A 13,158-nucleotide genomic window follows, 5' to 3' on the forward strand; every position below is an offset into this window, starting at 1 on the left:
TTGATCGTCAGCCCTTGGCGTAGCGCCGCACCAGTTCCTTCTCGCGATCCTCGGGCCACGGGCAGCGGATCTCGCCCTGGGTGGCCGCGAAGAACAGCTCCATGTGCACGTGCCACGCCGCGAGCGCTTCCGGTCCGTGGGCGTTCTCCTGCACGAGCGTGACCGTGGTGCCCTGCAACGGCACGTGCTCGAACTCCCACCGCACCCTGCCCTTCGGCTCGCCGTCCTGGAGCCACTCGTACTCGAGGAGCTTCGGCGCTTCGGACCTCGTCACCTCGCCCGGTGTGATGCCGGGATGTGCGGCGCGGACCGGCACGCCGGACTCGTCGCCCTCGGTGAGGACCTTCCAGACGTCGTCCAGCGGTGTCCACACCAGATCGCGTTCGAAGCGCACGCCGCCGGGTTCGTCGGTGCCCTCGTCGAGGCCGAAAAGCCGGACGTAGTGCTCGATGCGCGACAGCCACTCCGTCGGTGGCTCGAACTCCGTGCCGTCGGCGTGGGCGACCAGCGCGTCGAGGCAGGTGGTCCAGCCCGGCGCGTCGCGGCCCACGGAAAGCCTGTTCGTGACGACCGCGGTGAAGACCAGCAGGCAGCCGTCGTCGTTCGGCAGGATCTCGAACCGCAGCACGTCGTTCAGCCAGCGGAAGGCGAAGACCTTGGGCGGGTCGGACTCGAGCAGTTCGCCCTCGCCGCCGTCGGCGTCCACCGGTGCCTCGTCGGGGAACGTGAAGCGCATCCTGCGTCCGTCGACCTCGACCTCGGCCGGGAACCAGTGCTTCATCTCGGCGGGATCGGTGACGACCCGCCAGACCTTGTCCGGCGAGTGCCGCAGCCTGCGTTCGAAACGCAGCACGGGCTTGCCCTCGATCATCCGCAGTTCGGCGTCCACGGGTCAGTCCCCTTCGATCTCGTCGAGTCGTCGTTCCAGTGCGTCGAGGCTCTTCTCCCACATCCGGCGGTAGGGCGCGAGCCAGGCGTCGATCTCCGCCAGCGGCCCCGGCGACACCCGGTACCAGCGCTTCTGGGCGTCGGTGCGCACCTCGACCAGCCCGGCCTCGCGCAACACCTTGAGGTGTTTCGAGACGGTCGGCTGGGTGAGCGTCAGCCGGTCGACGAGGTCACCGACCGGCCGTTCCCGTTCCCGCAGCAGGTCGAGGATCTCCCGGCGGCTCGGATCCGCCAGCACCGCGAATGTAGATGCCATGACGGCAATATAGCTCAACTGGCATATGTCCGCTACGTGGGAAAACGCGTTGGGAGCGCGACGGGTGCGGATTAGCGTGCGGATCATGCAGCTTCCCGTGGCCAGCTCCCCGGTGCGCGACCTGCTCGCGCTGACCTCCCGCCCCGAGGTGATCTCGTTCGCAGGTGGCCTCCCCGCCCCTGAACTGTTCGACCTGGACGGCCTGCGCGCCGCCTACGACCTCGCGCTGCGCGAGCCGTCGGTCCTGCAGTACGCGCCCACAGAGGGAAATCCGGACCTGCGCGCTCTGGTCTCCGCGCGCCTGACGGGCCTCGGACTGCCCACTTCGGACGTCCTGATCACCACCGGCTCCCAGCAGGCGCTCGCCCTGGTCGCCACGGCGATGCTCGGACCGGGCGCCGTCGTGGCGGTGGAGGAGCCGACGTACCTGGCCGCACTGCAGTGCTTCCGCATGACCGGCGCCCGCATCGTGCCGGTCGCGAGCGACGCCGACGGCCTCGTCCCGTCGTCACTGCGGTCCGTGGTGGCCGCCGAGAAGCCCGACCTGCTCTACCTCGTGCCGACGTTCGCCAACCCCACCGGCCGCACCCTCTCCGCCGCCCGCCGGGTGGAGATCGCGGAGATCGCCGCGGCGCACGACCTGTGGATCGTTGAGGACGACCCGTACAGCGAGCTGCGCTACCGCGGCCCGTCCGTCCCGCCGCTCGCATCGCTCAGCGACAGGACGATCTACCTGGGCAGCTTCTCGAAGATCGGCGCCCCCGGCATGCGCCTGGGCTTGCTGCGAGCCCCCGCGGACCTGCTGCGCACGCTCACGATCGTGAAGCAGGCGGCCGACCTCCACACGTCCACAGTGGACCAAGCTGCCGCCGCGAACTACCTGGCGCACAACGACCTCGACGCCCACGTGGCCCGCCTGCGCCACGAGTACGGCGCCCGCCGCGACGCGATGATCGCCGCGCTCCCCGCCACCGTGCCGTCCGGCACGACGTGGAGCGACCCGGACGGCGGCATGTTCGTGTGGCTGCGGTTGCCCGGAGCCGTGGACAGCGCCGTGCTGCTGCAGGAGGCGCTGCGGCACGACGTCGCGTTCGTGCCCGGTGCGGCGTTCTTCGCGACCACACCGGACCACGCGACGTTCCGGATGTCGTTCACCACCAACACGGTGGCGGACATCGGCGAGGGCATGGCGCGTCTCGCGAAGGTGTTGCTGTGAGCCTGCGGGCTGCTGGTCCACACCGCTTCCTGGCTCGCTCCCGGAGGCCGGCTCGTGGCGAACTTCGACATGTCCGGCGTCCGTGCGACCACAGCCTGTTCGGCCGCGGCTGCCGTTCGCCTGCGCGGGTGCGGACGACCGGGTCGGCCCCAACTACACGGGCCAGCCCGCGGTGCACTCGTACTACGAGCCGCTATGACGCCCAGGGGCCGACGCCCGCTACGCGGTCGACCGTGATGCGCGTGACCAACCCGCGCGGCTCCTAGGAGAACAGCTCCATCGCGTCCTGGTGGTACTCGCAGCGCCCGCCGCCGGTCGCGATGGTGCAGGGCGAGCCCTTCTTCGTGAGGGCTCCGCACTGCAGCGCCGGGTCGTGCACGTGGCAGAGGCCGTTCGCACCCGCCGTGATGGGGCAGGGCGTGCCCTTCTTCGTCGGCGCGCCGCACGGTTGGCCGCTCAGCTCACGCGGCTGCCGGGGCTTGGCCGCCTTCTTCGGCTTCGCGCCGGGCTGTTCGGTCTTCCGGCCCGTCACCTCCTCGACCCCGCGCACGGCGAGGCGGTCGGCGCGCTCGTTCTCCGGGTGGCCCGCGTGGCCCTTGACCCAGTGCCACTCCACCTCGTGCCGGTTTGCCGCTTTTTCGAGGCGGCGCCACAGGTCCGAGTTCTTGACCGGCTCGCGGGCCTTCGTGAGCCAGCCGTTCGCCTTCCAGCCGTGCACCCACGAGGTGATGCCGTTCCGGACGTAGGTGCTGTCCGTGTAGAGCTTCACGGTCGACGGGCGCGTGAGGCTCTCCAACGCCGCGATGGGCGCCATCAGTTCCATGCGGTTGTTCGTCGTCGGGCCGATGTCACCGCCGTACATGTCCTTCTCGTGCTCGCCGTAGCGCAGCACGGCACCCCAGCCGCCCGGACCGGGATTGGGGCTGCACGCACCGTCGGTGTAGATCTCGACCTCCATGCGGCATGAGGCTACCGACGAGGTCCGACAGCCTTCCGCCGACGGTTGTTCGCGATGATGTGGCGGAACATCTCGACGAGCGCCGGCGCGTTGATCGGCTGGTCGCGGTACACGGAGATCATGCGCGCGGTCTTGTTGCCGTGGCCGCTCGTGATGATGTTGTGGGGATCCGGCACGGCCGCCTTGTCGTAGAGCATCACGTTCACGTGGTCCTTGGTGCCGAGCAACGCGCAGACGTTGCCGTCCAGCACGAAGTACGGCCGGTTCGTGAACTTGATCGTCTCCTCGACGTCCGGGTCGGCCTCGTGCACGAGCCTGCGCACTTCGCGGCAGATGTCCTGTTGCCACTCCGGCAGGCCGGCGATGTAAGCGTCTACGCGTGGGTCCATGACCTCATGTCGCAGCCCCTCGCCGTTTTTCGACATCGTGCTGTCCGCGCTGAGGCTCAGTTGAGGCGGTCGGGCTCGTCGCGGATCGGCGGGACGATCTCCATGACGTGCCGGAGCGCCGCGATCGGCAGGTCGGCCGGGCAGACCGGCATGTACTCGCTGTACATCTCCACGGCTTCCCCGTCCTCCGCGTAGAGGTCGGGGTGCGGGCCGAGGCTGAAGAACGTCATGCCGTCGAGGTGGTGCGCCACTTCGACCGCGGTGTCCGGCGGGAACCGGACCACCACGGCGTTTCCCGGCAGGAGCGTGTGCTGGTTGGCCCACGGTTCGAAGCACAACCAGAGCGCCTGGTGTTCAGCGCGCACGAGGAGGTTCATGGCGGCCAGGGTGCAACCTCCACCGCGCTGGAGGTCAACACCGCCGCGGCCACCAGGTCGGCCTCGCGCCCGTGCCGCGCCACCGCCTGCAACCCGACCGGCAGGCCCTCGGAGTCGAACCCGGCCGGGATGCTGATCGCCGGATGCCCGCTGAGGTTGAACGCCCAGGTCAGCGCGGTGTTGATCCGCGAACCCGGACCGTCGTGGCCGTGGGGCGGGCCGGGCGTCGTGGGCGTGAGCAGCAGGTCGGCGGTGCCGAACACCGCGTCCAGTTCGGGATTCGGGCCGCACCGGCCGGCGAACCAGTCGTCCGCGGGGTCCCGGAGCGCCAGCGGGACGGGGCTCGGGCGCAGGGGTGCGGCCGCTCGCCGAGCGATCTCCGCCTGCTCGTCGTCGACCTCGGCGAAGCCCAGGTCCGCGGACCAGACGGCGGTCGGCGAGCTGACCTCCGTGACGCCGAGGTAGGTCGCGAGCAGGGCGGGATCGCGGGTGAAGACGCCGACCGCGGCCCGTTCGGCGGAGGTGGTCTTCAAACCGAACACTCCGCACCACGCGGCCGGGACGCGGATCGAGCCCGCGCCGTCGACGCCCGTGGCCAGCGGCACGACGCCGGACGCCACCGCGACGGCCGAACCCGCCGACGAACCGCCCGGTGTGCGGTCGAGGTTCCACGGGTTGCGTGTGACGCCGCGAGAGTTGCGGCCCCACGTCTGCCAAGGGGTGCTGCCGTCAGGCGTGGTGGTCAGTCCGATTGGTACGCATCCCATGGCCGTGAGTGCCTCACGGTGGCTCCTGCGCTCGCCGCGCTTCACGGCGATGGGCATGCCGGCGAACGGCGACGCGGGGTCGACTTCGGGAAAGGTCCGGAAGACCTCGTGGAACGCGCACAGCACGGGTTCGACGACGGCCAGGCGCGCCAACGCCTCGTGCACCCGGTCAGGCATGATCCACCGCGTGAAGTGGACTCGTGCTGTGCACCACCTGGCCGAACTCGCCGAGAAGTGCGGCGACGTGCCGGCCTCGTTCTTCCGGTTCCAGGTGGTCGAGCTGTGGGTCTTCGGCGACCTGCTCGACGTGCCGCGCGACGTCGACGTCATCGAGGTCGCCCTGGTCACCGACCTGCCGGTGGACGAGGTGCCGTGGATGACCGAGCCGGTCGGCGCCGAGCACTGGGCGAACTCGACGAGGCTGTCGCGCAACCCGTTCGACGCCCGCTGGCGCTCGAAGGACGCCCCGGTGTGGAACCACCGCGTCGAACGCCCCGCGCTGCTGTGGAGCGCGGCGGACGGCATCAACGAGGAAGCGCTCGTCGCGGTCAACGACGGCACGGGGGAGCTGGTCAGGACCCCGGCGCCCACCCAGGACGAGCTGCGCGAGCGGATCGCGGACGAGCTCGACGTGAGCCTGCGTGCTCTGCGCCGGGTGAACCAGGAGTACACCGACCGCCGGTGGAGCCCCGGCAAGCTCACCCCGCACTCGGACGCCCTGTGGCGCACGACCACCGGCTACCTGGACCTGCTCGACGCGCTGAACCGGCACTCGTGACCCCCTTTGCGGGGCGATCCTGACACGCGCCGAAGAACGGCGACAAAAGGTGTTGCGCCGGTCATTCCACAATGGCGTCCGAATGGTCGCGCCGAACGAGCACGAAGGCCCGGCACCTCGTGGCGTTCTGACCTGGTGCACGGGCTTGTGCTGAGCAGCTTGACGTGATGACACCCGCTGTCTGGATACCCGCGCTGGCTGCGGTTGTGGGCGCTTTGGTGGCGGGCACCGCGGCGATCTACCAATCCCGGCGCACGCTCACCGCGCAGCGGAACCTCGAGCACGAAAAGCTGCGTGCCTCGGAACGAGCGGTCGAGCTGGCCCAGGAGAGGGCTGAACGGGCGCAGGAGCAGGCTCCTGCTGGCGGTGGACGAGTCGGACCTGGACCGCGTGGTCGACCAGCTGGTCGGCCTGACCGAGCAGATGTCCGCGATCGTGGAAACGCGTCGCAAGCTGTGGTTCGGCGAAGACTCGCGGGGCGATCTGTGGGAGGCGCAGCGGGAGCACGTCCGCATAGGTTATGGCCTGATGCTCGACATCAGGTCGGCTGTGCTGAGCAGGCCCACAGGAAATTCCCGTCCCGATTCGGGCGGCGAACGAGTTCACGCAGAGCCTCGGAAACGTGCTGCGCGGCATTCGGGAACGCGGTCGATCCATGGAATCGAACCTGTTCAGGTTCGGCGGGGACGGCGCGGACGTGCAGGTGTACTGCCTCTACGCGAAGTTCCCCGACGAGGCGTCCATGAAGGAGTTCCTCGACCAGACGGCTGCCGAGCTGAGGAAGGAATTCCCGATCGCCTGGTCCAGCTTGTCACGTGTGCCGGCGCGCGGCCGACGTCGGCACCTACCAGCCGCGCGAACGCCACTCCTCGGACACTCCGCAGCGGTGGTGGAGACGGGCGTGACGCGGAACGGGAACGCGCGGTCACGATCGTCGAGGCCGACGGGGAGTCCGCACCGCAGGCTCCCCGTCCGGCCAGGTTCACCAGCCGCGGGCTCGCCACTCCGCGAGCGCGGGGCGCTCCTTGCCCAGCGTCGAGTCGTCGCCGTGGCCCGGGTAGAACCACGTGTCGTCGGGCAGCACCGCGAACAGGCGGTCCTCGACGTCGTTGATCAGCGAGGCGAAGTTGTCCGCGGACGTGGTCTTCCCCACACCCCCCGGAAAGAGTGAATCTCCGGTGAAGAGGTGCGGGTGGCCGTTCGGGTCGTCGTAGAGGACGGCGATGGAGCCCGGGGTGTGGCCGCGCAGGTGGATGATCGACAGCGGGACTTCTCCCACGTTGATGGTGTCGCCGTGGTCCACGAGGACGTCCGGCTGGACCGGGAGGACGGCGGCGTCCAGCTCGTGCGCGACGGTGGTCGAGCCGTTCGCCTCCGCCAGGGGGCCGAGTGCCTGCCAGTGATCGGCGTGCTGGTGCGTGGTCACGATCGTGCGCAGTCCCGGGCGGTCCGGGGCGTGGCCCAGCAGGTCCGACAGGCGCTCGTGGTCGTTGGCCGCGTCGATGAGCAACGCCTCGTTCGTGGACCGGCAAACCAGCAGGTAGGCGTTGTTGTCCATCGGACCGACGGAGATCTTCGTGATGGTCAGCGCGTCCAGGGTGCGGCGTGCCGCCGGGCCCTCTGGATCGACATGACCGGTGTAGTTCTCGAGTACGTCCACGGTGGCAGACGGTAGTCGCTCGATGCGGCGGGACGCACACCTTCAGGTTGCATACAGGTCTCACTCATAGGGTAAGCAAGGATCAAGCCGCCAAGCCCGAGTGCTCCGAAAGAACCAACGAACAGGTCCCCGCCTATCGTGATCCCAACGCAACGAGAGAAGCCCCGGACCGCCCGCAGGGTCAGCTGGGACGTCCTCCGCGTCGTCGCCATCGGGTGCGTGCTGCTCCACCACGCCACGCTCACGAGCGTCAGCAGCCATCCCGACCTCGGGCCGCTGCCGTTCACCTTCCCGATGTCGATGGGCGCCAGCACGCTGATGGTCGTCTCGGCCTTCTTCGCCTGTGCCTCGCTCGACAGCGGGAGGCCGGGGAGGTTCCTGTGGCGAAGACTCGCCCGGCTGTTGCCCGCCTACATGGCGGCGGTCCTGCTCACCTACGCGGTGCAGCGGTGGATCGCGCCGGAGGGGTGGAGCCAGCTCGACGGCAGGGACGTCGTCTACAACCTGCTGCTGGTCAACCAGTGGTTCCCGGACGTCAACATCGTCGACTTCGCCTACTGGACGGTGCCGGTGCAGATCGCGGCGTTCATCGCCGGTGCCGCGCTGGTCAAGGTGCTGAGAGGGACGTGGCTGCGCGTCTTCCTGTGGGCGCTCGTCGTCACGCCGCTGCTGCTGCGGCCGTTGCTGGACCACTCGCACGCGCTGTTCACGCTCTACAACGGGTTCGCGCTGCACCGGGCGCAGCTCTTCGCCGCCGGCATCGCGATCTGGCTGTGGCACAAGGACAGGCTGAAGACGCCGCACCTGGTCGCGCTCCTCGCCGTCACCCTGGTGGCGCAGGCGATTCACACGACCGAGTACGGGTCGACTCTCGGCTTCGGCGTGCTGCTGCTCATGGTGTGCGCTGCGGCCGCCGGACCCGACTGGGTGTTCTTCAAGCCGGTCGCCAGGCCGATCACGTGGCTCGCGGGCATCTCGTACGGCGTCTACCTCGTGCACCAGCAGATCGGCACGGTGGTGATGGACCGCATGCACGCCTTCGGCCTGCGGTCCTGGTGGATCCTCGCCGGCTTCGTCACCTCGGCGCTGGTGCTGGGCTGGGCGATGACGAGGTTCGTCGAACGCCCCGCCTACCGGCTCCTCACTCAGATCCAGTCGGGCAGGTCGGGCAGCTCCCCGCGCAGTCCGGAGCCGTCGGTCCTGCCGGTCAGCCACCCGAGGACGGCGCTGGCGGACCCGCTGACCGAACTGCGGCTCGCCGGGCCGCTGACCACCCAGCTGCGCTGAGTGCCGTCGGGCAGGGTCACCTCGATCCCGAAGGGGTCGACCCTGCCCTCGAACTGCTGCACCGCGTCGTCGAGGAACTCCTCCACGAAGTCGGCGGGCAGGTCGTCGAACCCGACGCCCGCGTCGAGGTCGACGAGGTGGATCCAGATCTCGCGCAGGCGCAGCAGCGGCACCGCGGACGCCGGGATCGCCTGGCCCTTGGGCGCCGTGACCTCCGAACGCCACGCGTGCGCGGGGAACTCGCGGCACGCGGTGTCGAACCGCTGGCAGGCGGAGTCGAGGTCGGCCTTGATCAGCTGCAGCAGCCGGTGGGAGCCCTCCTCGATGTCCGCGTCGCGGTCCGCGCGCGAGGCGTACGCCTGGTGCTCGACCCCCGTCCTGGCCCACGTGAGCAGGTTCACCAGCGCGTCGGCGTTGCGCGCGAGGTGGGTGATGACGTGTCCGCGGGTCCATCCGGGCAGCAGGCTCCGGCCGCGCACGGCGGCCTCGTCCAGCTCCTCGACGACCTCGTAGAGCACGTCCGTCGCCTGGCGCACGGCGGTGATGTGCCGGTCGGGCACTCCTCGCGGCGCGGGCACGGACGTCTGCTCGGTGGACGGCGTGTAGGTCATGTGCTGCCTCTCCCCGACGTTGAGGCTTCTGATCGAAGTGACCAGACTATGGGTAATCCCAGATCAGGGGAATGCGGAAGCGGCCCGAACCGTTTTTGTCAGGGGTCAGCCCTAGCATGGTCGGCGGGTCGGTCGCAGCCTCCGAAATGATGCTAGTACTCTTCGAACGCTTGTTCGGAAGAGTGTGGCGTGAGTGACCCGCCAATCGCAGCCGAAGGGACCCCAGTGGCAGACCGTCTTGTTGTTCGCGGCGCCCGCGAGCACAACCTGCGCGGCGTAGATCTCGACCTGCCGAGGGACAGCCTGATCGTCTTCACGGGGCTGTCCGGCTCCGGCAAGTCGAGCCTGGCTTTCGACACGATCTTCGCCGAGGGCCAGCGGCGCTACGTGGAGTCGCTCTCCGCGTACGCGCGCCAGTTCCTCGGGCAGATGGACAAGCCCGACGTCGACTTCATCGAAGGCCTCTCGCCCGCTGTCTCGATCGACCAGAAGTCCACGAGCCGCAACCCGCGCTCGACCGTCGGCACCATCACCGAGGTGTACGACTACCTGCGCCTGCTCTACGCCCGCGCCGGCAAGCCGCACTGCCCGCAGTGCGGTGAGCCGATCGGCAAGCAGACGCCGCAGGAGATCGTCGACCAGGTGCTCGCGATGGAGCAGGGCACGAAGTTCCAGGTGCTCGCGCCGGTCATCCGCGGCCGCAAGGGCGAGTACGTCGACCTGTTCCAGAACCTGCAGGGCCAGGGCTACTCGCGCGCGAAGGTCGACGGTGTCGTCTACGCGCTCGCCGAGGTGCCGAAGCTCAAGAAGCAGGAGAAGCACCACATCGCGGTCGTCATCGACCGCCTGAGCGTCAAGGCCTCGTCCAAGCAGCGCCTCACCGACTCGGTCGAGACGGCGCTGCGGCTCGCCGACGGCCTGGTCGAGCTCGAGTTCGTCGACCTCCCGGAGACCGATCCGAAGCGGATCAGGGGCTTCTCCGAGAACCTGGCGTGCCCGAACGGCCACCCGCTCGCGATCGAGGACCTGGAGCCGCGGTCGTTCTCCTTCAACTCGCCGTACGGCGCGTGCATGGTCTGCACGGGCATCGGCGTGCGCAAGGAGGTCGACCCGGAGCTCGTGGTCCCGGACGACGAGCTGAGCCTCGCCGAGGGTGCCATCGCGCCGTGGGCGGGCGGGCAGACGGCGGAGTACTTCCAGCGGCTGCTGCAGTCGCTCGGCGAGACCATCGGCTACCGGATGGACGCGCAGTGGCGGCACCTGCCGGCCAAGGCGCAGAAGGCGATCCTGCACGGCATCGACGAGCAGGTGCACGTCCGCTACAAGAACCGCTACGGCCGTGAGCGCTCCTACTACGCCAACTACGAGGGCGTGATCCCGTTCCTCGAACGGCGTCAGGAGCAGACCGAGTCCGACTACATGCGGGAGAAGTACGAGGGCTACATGCGCGAGGTGCCGTGCCCCGCGTGTTCGGGTACGCGACTCAAGCCGGAGATCCTCGCCGTCACGCTGCACCACGGCAAGAAGGGTGATCGCTCGATCGCCGAGGTCTGCGCGATGAGCGTCTCGGAGTGCTCCGAGTTCCTCGACGGCCTCAAGCTCGGCAAGCGCGAGTCGATGATCGCGGGTGCGGTGCTCAAGGAGATCCAGGCCCGCCTGCACTTCCTGCTCGACGTCGGCCTCGACTACCTGTCGCTCGACCGCGCGTCCGGCACGCTGTCCGGCGGCGAGGCGCAGCGCATCCGGCTCGCGACCCAGATCGGGTCCGGCCTGGTCGGCGTGCTGTACGTGCTGGACGAGCCGTCGATCGGCCTGCACCAGCGCGACAACCACCGCCTGATCGAGACGCTGACGAGGCTGCGCGACCTGGGCAACACGCTGATCGTCGTCGAGCACGACGAGGACACGATCCGCACGTCGGACTGGGTGGTCGACATCGGCCCCGGCGCCGGCGAGCACGGCGGCAAGGTCGTGCACAGCGGCCCGTACAAGAAGCTGCTGACGAACAAGGAGTCGATCACCGGCGCCTACCTGTCGGGCCGCAAGTCGATCCCGATGCCCGCGAAGCGCCGCAAGGTCGACAAGAAGCGCCAGCTCACGGTCGTCGGCGCGCGCGAGCACAACCTGCGCGGCATCGACGTGTCGTTCCCGCTCGGCACGCTCACGTCCGTCACGGGCGTGTCCGGCTCGGGCAAGTCGACGCTGGTCAACGACATCCTGGCCACGGTGCTCGCGAACAAGCTCAACGGCGCGCGCCAGGTCCCCGGCCGGCACACCCGCATCAACGGCCTGAACGAGGTCGACAAGCTGGTGCGGGTCGACCAGTCGCCGATCGGCCGCACCCCGCGGTCGAACCCGGCCACCTACACCGGAGTGTTCGACCACGTCCGCAAGCTGTTCGCGGCGACGACGGAGGCGAAGGTCCGCGGCTACCAGCCGGGCCGCTTCTCGTTCAACGTCAAGGGCGGCCGCTGCGAGGCGTGCGCGGGCGACGGCACGATCAAGATCGAGATGAACTTCCTCCCGGACGTCTACGTCCCCTGCGAGGTCTGCAAGGGCGCGCGGTACAACCGCGAGACGCTGGAAGTGCACTACAAGGGCAAGACGATCTCCGAGATCCTCGACATGCCGATCGAGGAGGCCGCGACGTTCTTCGAGCCGATCAACGCCATCCACCGCCACCTGAAGACGCTGGTCGAGGTCGGTCTCGGCTACGTGCGGCTGGGCCAGCCGGCGCCGACGCTGTCCGGTGGTGAGGCGCAGCGCGTGAAGCTCGCGTCGGAGCTGCAGAAGCGCTCGACCGGCAAGACCGTCTACATCCTCGACGAGCCGACGACGGGTCTGCACTTCGAGGACATCCGCAAGTTGCTGGGCGTGATCAACGGCCTGGTGGACAAGGGCAACACCGTCATCGTGATCGAGCACAACCTCGACGTCATCAAGACGTCGGACTGGATCGTCGACATGGGTCCCGAAGGGGGCTCCGGCGGCGGTATGGTCGTGGCACAGGGCACACCCGAGCAGGTCTCCGAGGTCGAGAAGAGCTACACGGGGCAGTTCTTGCTGCAGGTGCTCGAGAACGAGGAGGTGTCGGCGGCAGGGTGATGATCCCACTCGATGTGCTGGCCCACCGCGAGCGCGTTCTCCAAGCGCAGCGCGGCGAGTCCTTGGCGCATCCGTTCAGCCTCGTGGAGGCGCTCGACTCGTCGGAGCAGGCACTCCGCCGAGTCGCGGCTGCCGGGTGGATGCGGGCCTTGGAACGGCTTCCTCGTCTAGCCGACAAGTGAACACGGGCGGACTAGCGGGACGCTCGAGTCCCGCTGGAGCCGCATGCCACTCGGTGAGGAATTTCCAGTTACCTGTGAGTTCCGTCGAGAACCTGTCACTCGGACGAGGTATCCGGGATGATGGCGGCCGTGCCGCTCAACCGCTATCGCTTCCACAGCGTGTGGCACGTGGACGCGTGCCCGGCCGATGTCTACGAAGTGCTGGCCGACATCGCGAACTACCCGGTGTGGTGGCCCGAGGTCCGCAAGGCCACGAAGATCGACGACGAGACCGGCGAGATCCGGTGCCGTTCGTTCCTGCCGTTCGACCTGGTCGTGCAGGTGAGGCACAGCATCCGCAACCAGCAGGCGGGCCTGCTGCGCGCCACGCTGTCCGGTGATCTCGAGGGTTACGCGAGCTGGGAGATCACCGGCCGCGACGGGGGCACGGACCTCGTGTTCGACCAGGAGGTCGTGGTCAACAAGGCGCTGCTGAGGCGTCTGGTGCTGATCGCGAAGCCGTTCTTCCGCGGCAACCACGACGTGATGATGCGCGGCGGCCTGAAGGGCCTGAAGCAGGTGCTCGAAGCCAAGACCGCCGCCCGCCGCGAGTCGTAGGCGCTGCGGTGAGTTGTTGCCCGAGTT

General features: G+C 69.0%; 12 protein-coding genes and 2 pseudogenes. 6 read left to right on the forward strand and 8 right to left on the reverse strand.

Features of this window, described 5'->3' with window-relative positions; all coding sequences use genetic code 11:
* Nucleotides 1-7: 7 nt before the first annotated feature.
* Nucleotides 8-889, reverse strand: a complete 882-nt coding sequence (locus tag BMY74_RS35810) for an SRPBCC family protein (protein ID WP_245786542.1) — start codon at nt 887-889, stop codon at nt 8-10.
* A 3-nt stretch (nt 890-892) separates the two neighbouring features.
* Nucleotides 893-1,204: an ArsR/SmtB family transcription factor gene (locus BMY74_RS35815; RefSeq protein WP_089923684.1), complete on the reverse strand. Its 312-nt coding sequence runs from the start codon at nt 1,202-1,204 to the stop codon at nt 893-895.
* Between the two features lie 85 nt (nt 1,205-1,289).
* Here BMY74_RS35815 and BMY74_RS35820 point away from each other — a divergent pair, with 85 nt between their 5' ends.
* On the forward strand, nt 1,290-2,420 hold the full coding sequence (locus BMY74_RS35820; protein ID WP_218159854.1) for an aminotransferase-like domain-containing protein: 1,131 nt from the start codon (nt 1,290-1,292) through the stop codon (nt 2,418-2,420).
* Nucleotides 2,421-2,940: 520 nt separating this feature from the next.
* Here the strand turns inward: BMY74_RS35820 and rnhA are convergent.
* The 4 genes and pseudogenes from rnhA to BMY74_RS47050 form a co-directional block, all read right to left on the reverse strand.
* A pseudogene (gene rnhA / locus BMY74_RS35825) lies at nt 2,941-3,378 on the reverse strand (ribonuclease HI); the annotation flags it as partial.
* A gap of 11 nt (nt 3,379-3,389) precedes the next feature.
* Nucleotides 3,390-3,767: a DUF1801 domain-containing protein gene (locus tag BMY74_RS35830; protein WP_218159855.1), complete on the reverse strand. Its 378-nt coding sequence runs from the start codon at nt 3,765-3,767 to the stop codon at nt 3,390-3,392.
* Nucleotides 3,768-3,823: 56 nt separating this feature from the next.
* Nucleotides 3,824-4,144 (reverse strand): hypothetical protein, encoded by a 321-nt coding sequence (locus tag BMY74_RS35835; RefSeq protein WP_089923695.1) that lies wholly within the window; start codon nt 4,142-4,144, stop codon nt 3,824-3,826.
* Nucleotides 4,141-5,088 carry an amidase family protein gene (locus BMY74_RS47050; RefSeq protein WP_089923699.1) on the reverse strand — a complete coding sequence of 316 codons (948 nt, stop codon included), beginning with the start codon at nt 5,086-5,088 and terminating at the stop codon, nt 4,141-4,143. Before BMY74_RS47050 ends, BMY74_RS35835 begins: the two co-directional genes overlap by 4 nt.
* 10 nt (nt 5,089-5,098) lie before the next feature.
* Here BMY74_RS47050 and BMY74_RS35845 point away from each other — a divergent pair, with 10 nt between their 5' ends.
* Nucleotides 5,099-5,689, forward strand: coding sequence for a DUF7711 family protein (locus BMY74_RS35845; protein ID WP_143091844.1), 591 nt, complete (start codon nt 5,099-5,101; stop codon nt 5,687-5,689).
* A gap of 982 nt (nt 5,690-6,671) precedes the next feature.
* Here BMY74_RS35845 and BMY74_RS35850 read toward each other — a convergent pair.
* Nucleotides 6,672-7,349 (reverse strand): MBL fold metallo-hydrolase, encoded by a 678-nt coding sequence (locus BMY74_RS35850; RefSeq protein WP_089923705.1) that lies wholly within the window; start codon nt 7,347-7,349, stop codon nt 6,672-6,674.
* A 138-nt stretch (nt 7,350-7,487) separates the two neighbouring features.
* On the opposite strand from BMY74_RS35850, the pseudogene BMY74_RS35855 reads away from it, so the two are divergent.
* A pseudogene (locus BMY74_RS35855) lies at nt 7,488-8,447 on the forward strand (acyltransferase family protein); the annotation flags it as partial.
* Between the two features lie 47 nt (nt 8,448-8,494).
* On the opposite strand, the gene BMY74_RS35860 reads toward BMY74_RS35855, so the two are convergent.
* The gene (locus BMY74_RS35860; RefSeq protein ID WP_089923708.1) at nt 8,495-9,247 is read right to left on the reverse strand and encodes a maleylpyruvate isomerase family mycothiol-dependent enzyme; all 753 of its coding nucleotides are present in this window, start codon (nt 9,245-9,247) and stop codon (nt 8,495-8,497) included.
* 225 nt (nt 9,248-9,472) lie between these two features.
* Here BMY74_RS35860 and uvrA point away from each other — a divergent pair, with 225 nt between their 5' ends.
* From uvrA to BMY74_RS35875, 3 genes are all read left to right on the forward strand, one after another.
* Nucleotides 9,473-12,352, forward strand: a complete 2,880-nt coding sequence (uvrA, locus tag BMY74_RS35865) for an excinuclease ABC subunit UvrA (RefSeq protein WP_089923711.1) — start codon at nt 9,473-9,475, stop codon at nt 12,350-12,352.
* The gene (locus BMY74_RS35870) at nt 12,352-12,534 is read left to right on the forward strand and encodes a hypothetical protein (protein WP_143091845.1); all 183 of its coding nucleotides are present in this window, start codon (nt 12,352-12,354) and stop codon (nt 12,532-12,534) included. Before uvrA ends, BMY74_RS35870 begins: the two co-directional genes overlap by 1 nt.
* A gap of 117 nt (nt 12,535-12,651) precedes the next feature.
* On the forward strand, nt 12,652-13,131 hold the full coding sequence (locus BMY74_RS35875) for an SRPBCC family protein (protein ID WP_218159856.1): 480 nt from the start codon (nt 12,652-12,654) through the stop codon (nt 13,129-13,131).
* Nucleotides 13,132-13,158 lie beyond the last annotated feature (27 nt).

Source organism: Lentzea albida (genome assembly GCF_900111005.1).
Classification (GTDB): Bacteria; Actinomycetota; Actinomycetes; order Mycobacteriales; family Pseudonocardiaceae; genus Lentzea; species Lentzea albida.